Genomic DNA, 14,055 nt, shown 5'->3' on the forward strand with positions numbered 1-14,055 from the left:
CGCGCCAGTGGGGATACACCGCGCCGAAATGGTTGGCGCAGGCGACTTGCCGGCTACACCGTGAGCAGTTCAGCCACGCGAGCGCGCACGATCGCGGCGATCGTGTCGACCGGTTGCGCGGCATCCGTCACGAGAAACCGGCTGGGCTCCGCCTCGGCGAGCCCCAGAAAAGCGGCGCGCACCCGAGCGTGGAATTCGTTCTTCTCGGCTTCCAAACGGTCGAACCGCTTGTTCGCCGCGTTGAGACGCTCGCGGGCGACCGTCTCATCCAGATCGAGCAGAATCGTGAGATCCGGCAGCAGCCCCTCGGCGGCCCAGAGCGAGAGGTCGCGCACCTCGGTCGCACCGAGAACCCGGCCCGCACCCTGATAGGCGACGGATGAGTCGAGGTAGCGATCCTGGATCACGATCTCGCCCCGTGACAGGGCGGGCCGCACCTTCGTCGCGATGTGGTGCGCTCGATCAGCCGCGTAGAGCAGCGCCTCGGCGCGTGGAGCAATCTCTCCGGGGTGATGCAACACGATCTCGCGGATCTCGATGCCGACCTCGGTTCCGCCGGGCTCCCGGGAGCGGAGCACGGTGTGCCCCTGCTCCGCCAGCCAGTCGGTGAGCAGGCGGGCCTGGGTCGATTTGCCTGACCCGTCGCCACCTTCAAATGTGATGAACAGACCGGTCACGACGTCGCGGTCTCCGCAGCAGCAGCGGCAGCCGCTGCCTTGTTGGCCGCCCGCGTGGCCGCAGCCTTCTGCGCCGACGCCGACCGGGCGGCGCTGGTCGCAGCCGACACGGTGGGGTTGCCGGTCTTCTTGACCGCTGCCTTCTTCGCCGGGGCCTTCTTCGCTGCCGGCTTCTTGGCCGCGGCCTTCTTCGCCGGCGCCTTCTTCGCTGGGGCCTTCTTGACCGCTGGTCCCTTGGCCCGCTTGTCGGCGAGCAGCTGCACTGCGCGGTCGAAGTCGACGTCTTCAACGGTCTCGGACTTCGGAATCGTCGCGTTGGTGACGCCGTCGGTCACATAGGCGCCGAAGCGGCCGTCCTTGATCTTGATCGCCTTGCCGCTCTCGGGGTCGGGCGCTTCGAATTCTTTCAACGCGCTCGACGCCCGACGGGCGCCGTACTTCGGCTGCGCGTAGAGCTCGATCGCCCCGGCCAGGTCGATGTCGAAGATCTGGTCTTCGCTGGTGAGCGACCGGGTGTCGACGCCCTTCTTGAGGTAGGGACCGAACTTGCCGTTCTGCGCCAGAATTTCGGCGCCGGTCTCGGGGTCGACACCGACGACTCGGGGAAGGTCGAGCAGACGCAGAGCCGTATCGAGGTCGATCGTCGCGAGATCCATCGACTTGAAAATGGATGCCGTGCGCGGCTTGGCCGCGGCGGCAGCCTTCTTCGCCGGCGCCTTCTTCTTCGGCTTTCCCTCGGTGACCTCGCCGGTCTTCGGGTCGACGACGCTTCCGTCGGCCAGCGCAGTGGCGGCTGCGGCCGCAGCGGCGGTCTCGGCCGGATCAACGACCGGTTCCGGGTCGACCTCGGTGACGTAGGGGCCGAACCGGCCGTCTTTCGCCACGACGTTTTTTCCGGTGGCCGGGTTCACGCCGATGACGCGGTCGGTGACGACGGGGGCGTCGATGAGCTCGCGGGCCTTGGCGGCGGTGAGCTCGTCGGGTGCCAGGTCCGGCGGAATGTTGACGCGGCGGGGAGTCGCCTCCGGGTCGGCACCAGGATCGATGACTTCGAGGTAGGGGCCGTACTTGCCGATGCGCAGTGTGATGTCGTCGGCGATGGTGACCGAGTTGATGATCCGCGGGTCGATCTCACCGAGGTTGTCGACGACCTGACGCAGGCCGCGGTGCTTGTCGGAGCCGAAGTAGAAGCTGGTCAACCAGTCGACCCGGTCCGCCTCGCCATCGGCGATCCGGTCGAGGTCGTTCTCCATTTCGGCGGTGAAGTCGTATTCGACCAGGTCGCCGAAGAAGTCCTCGAGCAGGCGCACGACTGAGAAGGCGATCCAGTTCGGAATCAGCGACTGTCCGCGCGGGGTGACGTAGCCGCGGTCGGTGATCGTGGAGATGATCGAGGCGTAGGTCGACGGGCGACCGATGCCGAGTTCTTCGAGCTTCTTGACCAGGCTGGCTTCGGTGTAGCGCGCGGGCGGCGTGGTCTCGTGGCCCTTCGCCTCGACCTCGTCGAGGGTGAGGGTCTGGCCTTCGGCGAGCGGCGGCAGCTTCGACTCGGTCGGGTCGGTGGGCGCGTTGCGCTCCTCGTCTCGGCCCTCCTCGTAGGCGAGCAGGAAGCCACGGAACGTGATGACCGTGCCGCTGGCCGAGAACTCGGCGCGGGCACCGGAGGCCGAAGGGTGGTCAGCGGTTCCGGTCGGGCCGGCTTCGATCGTGACGGATGCCGTCGATCCGGTGGCGTCGGACATCTGCGAGGCGACGGTTCGCTTCCAGATCAGTTCGTACAGCTTGAAGTCGTTGCCCCGCAGACTGCTGGCGAGCGACGCCGGGGTGCGGAAGGTGTCGCCCGACGGACGGATCGCTTCGTGCGCTTCCTGGGCGTTCTTGCTCTTGCCCTTGTAGACGCGCGGCGCATCCGGAATCGTCTCTGCGCCGTACAGCGCCGTCGCCTGGGCGCGCGCTGCCGAAATCGCCTGCTTCGAGAGCGACGGCGAATCGGTACGCATATAGGTGATGTAGCCGTTTTCGTACAGCGACTGGGCCACGCTCATCGTCTGGCGGGCGGTGAAACGCAGCTTGCGCGCTGCTTCCTGCTGCAGGGTCGAGGTCGTGAAGGGCGCGGCGGGGCTGCGGCGGTAGGGCTTCGAGGCGACCTTGCTGACGGTCACGGCGACGCCGGGCTGCTTGAGGGCTGCAGTCAGCGCGACGGCGGCGGCCTCATCGAGGGTGACGGCCTTGACGGAGGGCTTGAGTTTTCCGGAATCGTCGAAGTCGCTGCCCGAGGCGATGCGCTCGCCATTCAGGCGAACGAGTTTGGCCGAGAAGGAGTTCTCTGCGGCCGCGGATGCCGGGGTGAGCTGGGCAATGAGATCCCAATAGCCGGCGGCGACGAACGCCAGACGTTCACGCTCCCGCTCGACGACCAGACGGGTCGCTGCCGACTGCACGCGGCCGGCCGAGAGGCCGGGGCCCACCTTGCGCCAGAGCACCGGGGAGATCTCGTAGCCGTAGATACGGTCGAGGATGCGACGGGTCTCCTGCGCGTCGACGAGTGCAGTGTCGAGGTCGCGGGTGTTGTCTTTGGCTGCCAGGATCGCGTCTTTGGTAATTTCGTGGAACACCATGCGCTTGACCGGAACCTTGGGCTGCAGCACCTGCAGCAGGTGCCAGGCAATGGCCTCTCCCTCGCGGTCCTCATCAGTGGCGAGCAGGAGTTCGTCGGCGTTCTTCAGCGCACGCTTGAGTTCGCTGACCGTCTTCTTCTTGGCGTCGGAGACCACGTAGTACGGCTCGAACCCGTTGTCGACATCGACAGAGAATTTGCCGAGCGGCCCCTTTTTGAGCTCAGGCGGCAAGTTCTTGGGCTCGATCAGGTCGCGGATGTGTCCGACAGAGGACAACACCTCATAGCCGTCACCCAGATAGCCCGCAATCGACTTCATCTTGGTCGGCGACTCAACAATGACCAGCTTCTTAGTGCCTGGCACCAGACTCCTCTTATAGGTAGGGGCCCGCGTGTGGGCCAAGGCACACCATACACACAGGAAACGGGTACTCGCCGAATTGAGGGCTTGTCACTTCTCTGCCGGTGAGGACAATGGAGGCATGGGCACAGCATCGGCGGCCACCTATACGGCCAAGTTAACTGACGGTCCCCTCGAGGGAAAGACGATCACCACCGAGTTTCTCGACTCCGGCGATCCGCGTCCTCGCCTGGAGATTCCCGCCACTGCGGGCAAGAGCTACGTCTATACGCGTGGCTCGGGGCTGGAGTTCGATTCAAGCGACCATCCCGAGCGACCGAGCGCTGTCGACTACCGCTACCTTGAGGCTGTCTTCGAATAGTTCCTGCACTAGCCGTCCGGGCGTGGTTCTGCGCCGGGTGGCCCTGCCCGCGCCCGCGCATCGATCGTCATACCGACGACCTCGCGTGCGACAGCGACTGCGGCGATCAGGCCGTCCACGCTGCACGCGGTGAGGGATGCCCCGTTCCCTTCTGCGGTGCGGCTCGCTGCTTCGCAGGGCACGCCGGGAAGGGCTCCCGACGCCGTGTCGGCGGCGGCGAGCGCTGCGGCATCTGCGGCGCCCTGCGCCTGGGCGTTTCCGGTCAGCGCGACGAGCACGGGGATGAGGGCCGCAGTGGCGGCCATCGTTGCGCCGAGGAGTCCGATGGCCAGCACCGAACCCGCTCCGTGTTCTGGCCCCCGCGTCGGCGCCCCGACGCGAAGCCACGCTGTCGCCGCGCGACGCCAGACTGTCACCGTGCGAAGCCACGCTGTCGCCGCGCGACGCCAGACTGTCACCGTGCGACTCCAAGCTGACATTGAGCGAAGCATCAGAGTCCCCCGGCCGGAGCGCACGAGACCGCGGTCACCGTGAGCCCGACCAGCGCGAATGGTCCGATTCCGCTCGGGGCACTCAGCGTGGCGCAGACGAACTCGCCGCGCGACTCGGCGCTGAGAGCGACACCGGGCACCGCACCATTCGCGAGCGCGGTGGCGTGGTCGCTGCTTTCACCACGGCCGAGCGCGCGGGCGGCCCCGGCAGCGGCATCCGTCATGCGCACCTGCTGACCGACTACCTGAATTGCCCCGAGACAGCAGCCCAGCACGAGAACGACGGCAGGAATCACCAGGGCGAACTCGGCGGTGACGCTGCCGGCGTCGCGGCCGATTCGGTTACCCCACGGTGAGCGCATTGCGCACCAGGTCGGTCAGGATCGCCCGCACTTCGTCGCCGCGCAGGATGATGATAAGCAATCCAGCGAACCCGACGGCCGCCATCGTCGCTACCGCGTACTCGGCAGTTGCGGCACCATCGTCGGCGCTCAGCCGGCCTGTGGCCCGGCGCAGTATGCGCTTGATCTGGCGCTCATTTCTGGCCGCGTTCCGTTCCTGGTCACGGAGCGAAGCCCGTGCTGGCTGCTGGCTCGGCGCGAACCCGGCCGCCTCGTTTTCTTGATTGCTTGATTGACGATGCATGTGTTCTTCTCCTGGGTGCGTCACTCGACGCTTCTGGCGGTGACACGAGTGATTCCAGGCTGATCGTTCGGGCGACTGCGGATCATCGATCGGGCAGATCGGTGCACAAGATCGTGGTGGCGCCGAGGTGGAGGGCGCCTCGGCCAAACGGCAGCTGCCGCCGAAAACCAGCATCACCGTGAAGGTCTAGTGAATGAACGCCTTCAGCAAGATCATTGCCACACCGAACGAGGCAGTGCCGATGCACCCGAGCACCCGATAGCGCCACGGGCTCCCCCGCAGCGCGAACGCGCTGTAACCGAGGACTCCCAAGATGATCACGCCGAGCCAAAGCGCCGCCCAGAGCGCAAATTGATCGGGGACGACGCGCAGTGCACCGAGCAACAGCACGGCGCTCGGCGGCACCGCCGAGAGAAGGAATCCGATGGAGCGGCGGATCGAGCGCCGAAATGCGGTCGGGAGGGTGGTTTGATCACCCTCGACAACCCCATGGCCGGCGACGGTGCCGGCGTAGACGTGCGCGGCCCAAAACACCACGACGGTCCCAACCACGGTCAGAAACGTCTCCATGAGCGTCGCGTCATGCGACCCAGCCGCGACGATCATTCCGCTGACCAGAATCGTTCCGTACACCGACTCTTCGGTGATGATGCTTTCGCGAAAAGTTCGCGACGCGGTCAGGGCATTGTGCGCGTGCGGCTCGTTCATACGACCATCCTTTCTTGGCGCACAGACGATTACAACGTGACGCGCTCAGATTGTCTGAAGAGTGGAAGACAGCACCGCCAGCAAAAGCGGAACAACGGCGACGAGCATGAACGCGGGCAGCACGCACAGTCCCAGTGGCATCATCAAAGTCACGGCCAAACCTTCCGCCCGGCGCTCCCCGACACTCCGCACCTCCCGACGGCGCTCATCTGCTTCGCTCCGCAGCAGCTCGGCCGCCGGAACGCCGGCCCGGCTCGAGAGTTCAAGCACGCCGTCGAGTACCGCGTCGTCAACCCGGCCCGGCAAGTCGAACTCGGTCGCGGCGCCCTGCACGAGCAGCCGGGCACTGTCCAGCGATCCGCCGCCGGTCATGGCGATGGCCATCAGATCAAGCTCCAGGCCCGGCGCGGGGTCTCTCGCCCGCGCCAATCGCACCAGCCGGCCGTTCCAGAGATGCCCGAGCAGCATCAGCGCGGCTCCGACGACCAGGCAGAGCAGACCCGGCACGGTCAGAAACAGAGTGCGCACGGAGTCAAACCCCATCAGCGTGCCGAACACGATGCCGACCACCGGCAGGGCCATCATCATGCGGGCTGTTGCCGCCGGCCCCGTCAGGGCCAGTTCCACGGTGCGATGCAGTTGCGCCACGTCACGAAACGTCGTCGCCAGCTGCCGAAGGCACGAAGCCAACGGCGCTCCCGACCGAGTGGCCACCTCCCACGCTCCGGCGAGCGCCAACCACGCCTGGGCGATCTGGCCGCCGACCAATCGGGCATCGAGCGCTATTGCCAGAGAGATGCTCTCTCCCTTGCTGCCGGCTTCGGCTGCCGCCGCGATGATTCGGGCTGTGCCTTCGACGTTCGTGGGGGCATCCCGGGCAGACCGAGGTTTCGGAACCTCCCCCGCAGGGCGACCGTCAGGTGCGCCCAGATATCCCCACGCGGAGTGCGGTGGCACTCCGGCGGAGAGCAACACCGCCAAGCGCTGGGCGACAGCAGCAACCGTTTCGATCGGCGACACCGCTTGATCTGGCCGGTGCCGACGCCGGATCATGCGGCGATCACAGCCAACCGGTCGTGGTCGTCGAGGCTGAAACGCCCCACCTCGGCCAGGCGGCGCACTCCCCGATGCCGTTCCAGGTGCAACACCAGTCCGATCGCGCTGACCGTTTGCCTGGCCACCGATTCGACGCTCATCCCGGCGAGCGCACCAAGTGCCTCGATGCGGGCCGGCACATCCCGAAGTGAATTGGCGTGCAAGGTGCCCGCCCCACCGTCGTGGCCGGTGTTCAGCGCGGCCAGGAGCTCACGGATTTCGGCGCCCCGGCATTCGCCGAGCACGAGCCGATCGGGGCGCATCCGTAGCGCCTCACGCAACAGCGAATCGGCGGCGATGCGTCCGGCGCCCTCGAGGTTGGCTTGCCGGGCTTCCAGGCCGACCACGTGAGGATGCTCGATCTGCAGTTCTGCGACATCTTCGATCGCGATGATGCGTTCGTCCGGGGGCGATTCGGCGAGAAGCGCGGCCAGAAGTGTTGTCTTTCCGCTGCCCGCGGCTCCGGTGATGAGAAGGTTCACCCGATCGTGCACCGCCTGACGCAGCCGGTCGACCATGGCCTCAGCCGCGCTTCCCGCACCGCACAGGCCCGCCGACGCGAGCGTTTCGAGCGAGAACCGCGTGGCGTTCGGCAGGCGGATCGAAATGAGCGTTCCGGTGCTCGAGACCGGCGGCAGCACGGCGTGCACCCGGATGCCGTCGGCCAGACGCACGTCGACGCACGGGCTTGCCTCGTCGATGTGTCGCCCGCCGAGGGCGATCAACCGCACAGCCAGCTCCCGAAGTGAGCGCTCGGGGCACATCCAATCCGGCTCGTGCCGAAGTCCGTGGCCGGAGTCGACCCAGAGCCCCGCTTCGCCATTGATGAGCAGATCGGTCACTCCCCCAACCGCAAACGCGGCCAACGGCCCGAGTACCGTGACGTCGCGGGTCGCCTGCGGGGCGAACCGAACGACGGGTGATGCCGCTGGACGCGGGGCGAGGATGTCGACGCCGGCGTGCCGGGGCGCGGGAGCTGTGTTCGCTGAGGACGGGAACGCGACGAATGGAGTGAGCATGGCCCGACGGTACGCCGCAGTCGCGACGCCCAGCCGCTCGGCGTCGTTCGCGTGCATAACCCGCGCACTCCGAGACTGTGGAGGGATGCACCCGGCGACCGATCGGGCCAGGCGAATTTCTACTGCCTTCCGAACAGGTAGCGACCCACTGGTTAAAAAAAGGGGGGCGGCACCTATTGGGGGGAACAGGTGCCGCCTCGGCAATGCGCAGATTGGGGGGAACCATACGCATCGCTGGTCAAAACATTACGTTCGGACGAGTCCAAGCATACGCGGGATGTTGGAAATCGCAACATCGTGGTCCCCCTAAATGAGGACACTCCGAGATTTCTTTCAGGAACACCAGCCAACTACACGAGGCGTCACGCTGATTTTCGGTCATTCCAAGCAGAGTAGGGTTCTTCTGTGGCTGGCCACACGCTAAGGATTTCATGCATCGCGAAGGAGCGAACCAAAAACAATGAGCGTCCAAATTGACCACCTGCTCACTGAATCGCGTCGATTCGCCCCCACCGCAGAATTTGCCGCCGCAGCAACTGCGACGCCGCAGCTCTACACGGATGCCGCGGCGGATCGCCTCGGATTCTGGGCAGATCAGGCTCGCGACCTGCTGCATTGGCACACTCCGTTCACCAAGACGCTGGACTGGTCGAATCCTCCGTTCGCGAAATGGTTCGAAGACGGCCAACTCAACGTTGCCTACAACTGCCTCGACCGCCACGTTCTGGCCGGCAATGGCGACCGGGTCGCACTGTATTGGGAGGGTGAACCGGGCGATTCCCGCGCCATCACCTACGCCGAACTGACCGCCGAGGTCAAGCGGGCAGCCAATGTGCTCACAAAGCTCGGCGTGAAGGCGGGCGACCGAGTCGCCATCTACCTGCCGATGATTCCCGAAGCCGTGATCGCGATGCTCGCCGTTGCCCGCATCGGTGCCGTGCACTCGGTGATTTTCGGCGGTTTCAGCGCGGAGAGCCTGCGTTCGCGCATCGACGACGCCAACGCGGCACTCGTGATCACCGCCGACGGCGGCTTCCGCAAGGGCCGCGCGTCGGCACTGAAGCCGGCCGTTGACGCCGCACTGGCCAGCAACGACTCGTCGGTCACCAATGTGCTCGTCGTCAAGCGCACGGGCCAGGACGTCGAATGGAACGACCGCGACCTGTGGTGGCACGACGAGCTCGCCTCGGTCGAGGCCGAGCACGAAGCACAGCCGTTCCCCGCCGAGAACCCACTCTTCATCTTGTACACCTCCGGCACCACCGGAAAGCCGAAGGGCATCCTGCACACCAGCGGCGGCTACCTGACCCAGAGCGCGTTCACCCACCGAAACGTCTTCGACCTCAAGCCGGAGACCGACGTCTACTGGTGCACCGCCGATGTCGRCTGGATCACCGGGCACAGCTACGTGGTCTACGGCCCGCTCGCCAACGGCGCAACCCAGGTGCTGTTCGAAGGCACCCCCGACTCCCCGCACCCCGGACGCTGGTGGGAAGTAATCGAGAAGTACAAGGTCTCGATTCTCTACACGGCGCCGACCGCCATCCGTACCTTCATGAAGCTCGGTCGCCAGATCCCGCAGAAGTTCGATCTGACGAGCCTTCGTCTGCTGGGCTCGGTCGGGGAACCGATCAACCCGGAAGCCTGGATGTGGTACCGGGAGGTCATCGGCGCAAACGTGGCCCCGGTCGTCGACACCTGGTGGCAGACCGAGACCGGCGCGATCATGGTCTCCGCACTCCCGGGCATCACCGAAGCGAAGCCCGGAAGCGCCCAGGTGGCGATCCCCGGCATCAACATCGAGATTCTCGACGATGACGGAAATCCCGTCGCCCATGGCGACGGCGGACTGCTCGTGGTGAGCGAACCGTGGCCGTCAATGCTCCGCGGCATCTGGGGCGACCCCGAGCGGTTCAAGGAAACCTACTGGGACAAGTTCGGCGACAAGTACTTCGCCGGCGACGGCGCCCGCTTTGACGAAGACGGCGATATCTGGCTGCTCGGCCGGGTCGACGATGTGATGAACGTGTCGGGCCACCGCCTGTCGACCGCTGAAATCGAGTCGTCGCTCGTCGCGCATCCGCTCACCGCAGAAGCTGCGGTGGTCGGCRCCGCCGACGAGACAACCGGTCAGGCCGTCGTCGCGTTCGTGATCATCAAAGCCAGCCAAGAGAACATCGCGTCGCACGAAGACGTGTCGGCTGTGCTTCGCGCGCACGTCGCGCAGCAGATCGGGGCGATTGCCCGTCCGCGTCAGATCTTCATCGTGAACGAGCTGCCGAAGACCCGCTCCGGCAAGATCATGCGGCGGTTGCTGCGCGATGTGGCGGAGGGGCGCGAGATCGGCGACACCACGACGCTCGCCGACACCTCGGTCATGCAGATCATCACCGACAAGCTCAAATAGCTGTTTCGGTGCGCCGCGATCTCGGCCGCGGCGCACCGTCACACGTATCTCCACCCGATCGACCCCGACTCCGAGGACGCGCGCCGCTGACGCTTGTGGCCGGCTACAGGGCCGCGCGCGCATGCCTGAGGATGCGGCCCGTACCGAAGAGCGCGCTGCTCAGCATGAGAATAGCGGCGGATGCCGGCAGCACGCCGAACCCCGCGACGAGCACCACGGTGACGCCTCCTGCCCCGAGCACCGTGTCAAGCGCGACGGATCGCGGCGTCGATTCGGCCGACGGGATGCAATTCTGCGCGGTCCGGCGGCCGCGTTCGAAGCGAGCGAACACGGCGACGACCGGTACGACGCTGAGCCCGGCGACGGCCAGCCAGAGCGGTCGGCTGCTCCACCATGACGGGCTGAGCGGTTCGGGCAGCGCAAGGCCGGAGGCGGAATTCAGCACCAGCAGCAGGGCGGCAAGCGCGATGAGCACTGGCATGTGCCAGATGTAGACGGTCATACCGCACCGACCGAGCGCGTCGATGAGTCGACGAACGAGCGGGCGACCGGCCAGAGAACCGATTCGGCGCCGCAGCAGGGAGAAGACCATCAGCTGTGCAACGCCGAGCAGCACGAGGCAGAGAGTCGGAGGGTTGAGATTCACCAGCATGTCTGCTGGGTACGGCCCGATCGTCAGCGCGAGCAGCGCCGCGAGTGCGGAAATCAGTATGCCGAACCGTGTGCGCCGGCTGAGCGCGTCAACGTCTCCGTCAGCCAACCAGAACCCCAACTGCTGCACCAGGAGCCAGACGAACAGCAGATTGAGCAAGCCGACGGCCTGGATGCCACTGGTCATGCGGGCCACATCGACAGCGATCACTGCGCCGAGCAGCAGCAGCGGGGTCGCATACCGCGCATGTTCATGCGCTCGCACCATCAGCGGCACCAGCGCCGAGCAGAGAATGTAGACGCCGAGAAACCAGAGAGGCTGGCCGATGCGAAAACCGGCCGTCGCCGCGATCTCCGCGGGAACCCCGAGCAGCGTCATCGCGAACAGTGAGGTGCCGACCACCGCGACGAGCACCAGCGCCGGGCGCACCAATCGATCGATCCGGCCACGCAGATACGCGGAAGCGGAGACGTTGCGCGCCCTCAGGCTGCGCCACTGGGTGAAGCTCGAGAAGCCACCGATGATGAAGAACAGCGGCATGACTTGAACGAGCCAACTCACCGGGGCAAACCAGGGTTGATTCTCGAGGGCGTTCTGCATGACCGGCCCGTCTGCGCCTGCGCTGACCCCGACCATCATTGCGTGAAGCACGACGACGGCCGGGAGGAGTGCCGAGCGCATCGCGTCGATACTGTGATCGCGGTTGACCGGCGCGGGGCCCGTGGATGCCGCAGTGCGTGCGATCGGCCTGTGCGGCGTTGTGCTGCCTGTTCGTACTGAGCCGCTACGCTCTGGCGCGATTGTCACGATGTTCTCCCTGCCGGGGCGGCGTATCCGCCCGTGACGGCAGGCTAAGGAGACGGTTGGCTCCCGGGCATCACCCTGGGGAACTGTTCCTGGGCCCTACCCGAGTAGGGGTGGAACGGCGACAGCTACGACTCGGCTCAGGTTCTGGAGCGGAGTTCGGGCGTGTTGCCCGAGCCACCACCCGGCTGCACCAGTGCCACGTCGTAGGCGAAAACCACGGCCTGCACCCTGTCGCGCAGCATGAGTTTGCCCAGCACCTTGCTCACATGCGTCTTGACCGTCTGCTCGGCGATGAAGAGTGCCGAGGCGATCTCGGTGTTAGACAGCCCGCGGCCGACCAGGGTGAGCACCTCGACCTCCCGCTCAGTGAGGCCGGACAGTAGCGCCGTGTCGGTGCGCGGCGGCGGGCCCGACCGGGCGAAGTCTTCGATCAATCGCCGGGTGACGCTCGGCGCGAGTAGGGCATCACCGCTGGCCACGATGCGCACAGCCGCGACGAGGTCTTCGGCCAACGCATCTTTCAGCAGAAACCCACTGGCCCCCGCACGCAACGCCTCGTAGACGTAGTCGTCGATGTCGAAAGTTGTCAGCATGAGAACGTGCGGGACATAGCTGCTGCTCCGCGGCGGCGTTTGCAAGGCGCGCGTCGCCTCGAGTCCGTTCATCACCTGCATCCGCACGTCCATCACGACGACATCCGGTCGCAACTGGTGAGCGAGTTCGACAGCTTCCTGCCCGTTCGCGGCCTGGCCGAGCACCTCGATGCCCGGCTGGGCGGCGAGCACGGCGGCGAAGCCCGCACGCACCATGGCTTGGTCATCGACAATGAGCACGGTGATCGTCACAGTTGAGTGGGGCCTTTCGCCTCAGTGGGGATGGCTGGCGCGTAGCGGCGCTCAGCGGCAGCAATCGGCAGCGTCGCAAGCACTCGGAATCCGCCGCCGGCGGTGGGGCCAGCGTGAAGCCTGCCACCCAGTATGCTGCAGCGTTCGCGCATGCCGATCAGCCCGTGCCCACCGCCGGTCTGGGGCGTGCCGCCGGACGGGTGGCCATTGATCGGCCCTGCCGGCACGTCGTTCTCAATGCAGAGAACGATTGCCCCGTCGACGAACTCGGCTCGCACACTGGCTCGCGCGCCGGGCGCGTGCCGAACGACATTGCTGAGCGACTCCTGGGCGATTCGATAGGCCGCCGTGCTGGCCAGGCCATCGCCCGGCAGCTCGGGATCGATGTCGACAATCACGGTGATGCCGGCGCGGTCGATCGATGGCACGAGCTCGGCAATCTGGAAGATTCCGGGCTGCGGCATCCCGTCGCCGCTCGCATCCTCGCTGCGCAGCACCCCGAGCAGCAGCCGCATTTCTTGCAGCGCTGCACGAGCGGATGCCGCGATCTCGCCGAATTCACCGCGCGCCTCTGCATCGAGTTGCGCGAGCCGATAGGGGGCGCTTGACGCCTGCACTTGGATCACCGACATGCTGTGCGCGACGACGTCGTGAAGCTCGCGGGCGATGCGGTTGCGTTCTTCAACGATCACTCGGCGCTCGAGTTCGCTGGCTGTCTGCAGACGCTCCACGGCAAGCTCTCCCCGAATGCCTTCGCGTTGCGTGATCAAGATCGCAACGAGGAGAGCAAGCGCCGAGGTCGCGGTTGTTGTGACGAGGTTCGCCACCACGCCGTCGAGAGTGAGATCGATCCACGGATAGAAAAGCACTTGGAGCGAGGCCACAGCGCTCAGCAGCCAAGCGGCGATGGCGACCGAGGCACGCTCGCGCAAGCCGAGTACGACGAGCAACGCACACACACTGAGCAGACTGGGCACAGCGCGGGGCCACGGGGCTCCCAGCGGCACGGTACTGAATGCGACGAAGACGGTGAACCCTGCAATTGACGCGGCGATTGCCCACCGGGGGGCGACAACGGCCAACGGGATGCTGCCGCATTGCAATAGCCCCACGGCGAACGCCGCAAGGACCGGTAACCCGTAGAGAGTCGCCGAGAGCGGGACGTAGACGGCGTAGAGCGCGACGGCAACCGTCGAGGTACACATCCACAGCCAGAAATGCTGTTGCGTCTCGGTCAGCGGCAGCCGCGGAAAATGCAGCTGCGGCAGCGGCGGCTTGGGCGGTTGGGGCGGTCGCATTCTTCAACTCTGACAGGCGAAACCGGCTCATGCATCACCCCGCGGTGGGGCGCACCCCCTACCGGCGTAGCA

The 14,055-nt window shown here is 66.2% G+C and carries 13 protein-coding genes; 2 read left to right on the forward strand and 11 right to left on the reverse strand.

Going from position 1 to position 14,055, the window contains the following annotated elements:
* Nucleotides 1–53: 53 nt before the first annotated feature.
* Complete coding sequence (tmk, locus tag AB4Y63_RS06175) at nucleotides 54–677, reverse strand: dTMP kinase (protein WP_441790173.1); 624 nt, start codon at nucleotides 675–677, stop codon at nucleotides 54–56.
* Nucleotides 674–3,658: a type I DNA topoisomerase gene (topA, locus tag AB4Y63_RS06180; protein ID WP_441790174.1), complete on the reverse strand. Its 2,985-nt coding sequence runs from the start codon at nucleotides 3,656–3,658 to the stop codon at nucleotides 674–676. Before topA ends, tmk begins: the two co-directional genes overlap by 4 nt.
* Before the next feature lie 118 nt (nucleotides 3,659–3,776).
* Between topA and AB4Y63_RS06185 the strand changes: the two genes are divergently transcribed.
* Nucleotides 3,777–4,016, forward strand: a complete 240-nt coding sequence (locus AB4Y63_RS06185; RefSeq protein ID WP_441790175.1) for a hypothetical protein — start codon at nucleotides 3,777–3,779, stop codon at nucleotides 4,014–4,016.
* An 8-nt stretch (nucleotides 4,017–4,024) separates the two neighbouring features.
* Here AB4Y63_RS06185 and AB4Y63_RS06190 read toward each other — a convergent pair whose 3' ends face one another.
* The 6 genes from AB4Y63_RS06190 to AB4Y63_RS06215 all read right to left on the reverse strand — a co-directional run bounded on the left by AB4Y63_RS06190 (nucleotide 4,025) and on the right by AB4Y63_RS06215 (nucleotide 8,031).
* Nucleotides 4,025–4,495, reverse strand: a complete 471-nt coding sequence (locus tag AB4Y63_RS06190; protein ID WP_441790176.1) for an Rv3654c family TadE-like protein — start codon at nucleotides 4,493–4,495, stop codon at nucleotides 4,025–4,027.
* Nucleotides 4,496–4,506: 11 nt separating this feature from the next.
* Nucleotides 4,507–4,869, reverse strand: coding sequence for a TadE family type IV pilus minor pilin (locus AB4Y63_RS06195; RefSeq protein ID WP_441790177.1), 363 nt, complete (start codon nucleotides 4,867–4,869; stop codon nucleotides 4,507–4,509).
* Nucleotides 4,850–5,035 carry a DUF4244 domain-containing protein gene (locus AB4Y63_RS06200; protein ID WP_441790309.1) on the reverse strand — a complete coding sequence of 62 codons (186 nt, stop codon included), beginning with the start codon at nucleotides 5,033–5,035 and terminating at the stop codon, nucleotides 4,850–4,852. The genes AB4Y63_RS06195 and AB4Y63_RS06200 overlap by 20 nt, the downstream gene beginning before the upstream one ends.
* Nucleotides 5,036–5,338: 303 nt before the next feature.
* Nucleotides 5,339–5,860 carry a hypothetical protein gene (locus AB4Y63_RS06205; protein ID WP_441790178.1) on the reverse strand — a complete coding sequence of 174 codons (522 nt, stop codon included), beginning with the start codon at nucleotides 5,858–5,860 and terminating at the stop codon, nucleotides 5,339–5,341.
* 45 nt (nucleotides 5,861–5,905) lie between these two features.
* Nucleotides 5,906–6,880, reverse strand: coding sequence for a type II secretion system F family protein (locus tag AB4Y63_RS06210; protein ID WP_441790179.1), 975 nt, complete (start codon nucleotides 6,878–6,880; stop codon nucleotides 5,906–5,908).
* A 29-nt stretch (nucleotides 6,881–6,909) separates the two neighbouring features.
* On the reverse strand, nucleotides 6,910–8,031 hold the full coding sequence (locus AB4Y63_RS06215) for a TadA family conjugal transfer-associated ATPase (RefSeq protein WP_441790180.1): 1,122 nt from the start codon (nucleotides 8,029–8,031) through the stop codon (nucleotides 6,910–6,912).
* 403 nt (nucleotides 8,032–8,434) lie between these two features.
* Between AB4Y63_RS06215 and acs the strand changes: the two genes are divergently transcribed.
* Nucleotides 8,435–10,381, forward strand: a complete 1,947-nt coding sequence (acs, locus tag AB4Y63_RS06220) for an acetate--CoA ligase (RefSeq protein ID WP_441790181.1) — start codon at nucleotides 8,435–8,437, stop codon at nucleotides 10,379–10,381.
* Between the two features lie 103 nt (nucleotides 10,382–10,484).
* Here acs and AB4Y63_RS06225 read toward each other — a convergent pair whose 3' ends face one another.
* The 3 genes from AB4Y63_RS06225 to AB4Y63_RS06235 form a co-directional block, all read right to left on the reverse strand.
* Nucleotides 10,485–11,840: an acyltransferase family protein gene (locus AB4Y63_RS06225; protein ID WP_441790182.1), complete on the reverse strand. Its 1,356-nt coding sequence runs from the start codon at nucleotides 11,838–11,840 to the stop codon at nucleotides 10,485–10,487.
* A 137-nt stretch (nucleotides 11,841–11,977) separates the two neighbouring features.
* Entirely contained in the window at nucleotides 11,978–12,685 is a 708-nt protein-coding gene (locus tag AB4Y63_RS06230) for a response regulator (RefSeq protein ID WP_441790183.1), read from the reverse strand.
* Entirely contained in the window at nucleotides 12,682–13,983 is a 1,302-nt protein-coding gene (locus AB4Y63_RS06235) for a sensor histidine kinase (RefSeq protein ID WP_441790184.1), read from the reverse strand. The genes AB4Y63_RS06230 and AB4Y63_RS06235 overlap by 4 nt, the downstream gene beginning before the upstream one ends.
* Nucleotides 13,984–14,055: the final 72 nt, after the last annotated feature.

The sequence above is a fragment of the Leifsonia sp. YAF41 genome, assembly GCF_052113185.1.
Taxonomy (GTDB): Bacteria; Actinomycetota; Actinomycetes; order Actinomycetales; family Microbacteriaceae; genus Cryobacterium.

What these genes read in the sequence shown, in the direction of transcription:
- AB4Y63_RS06195 (WP_441790177.1), bottom strand. Translation starts at nt 4,869, where the DNA reads ATGCGCTCACCGTGGGGTAACCGAATCGGCCGCGACGCCGGCAGCGTC.
- AB4Y63_RS06185 (WP_441790175.1), top strand. Translation starts at nt 3,777, where the DNA reads ATGGGCACAGCATCGGCGGCCACCTATACGGCCAAGTTAACTGACGGT.
- AB4Y63_RS06205 (WP_441790178.1), bottom strand. Translation starts at nt 5,860, where the DNA reads ATGAACGAGCCGCACGCGCACAATGCCCTGACCGCGTCGCGAACTTTT.
- AB4Y63_RS06215 (WP_441790180.1), bottom strand. Translation starts at nt 8,031, where the DNA reads ATGCACGCGAACGACGCCGAGCGGCTGGGCGTCGCGACTGCGGCGTAC.
- AB4Y63_RS06190 (WP_441790176.1), bottom strand. Translation starts at nt 4,495, where the DNA reads ATGTCAGCTTGGAGTCGCACGGTGACAGTCTGGCGTCGCGCGGCGACA.
- AB4Y63_RS06235 (WP_441790184.1), bottom strand. Translation starts at nt 13,983, where the DNA reads ATGCGACCGCCCCAACCGCCCAAGCCGCCGCTGCCGCAGCTGCATTTT.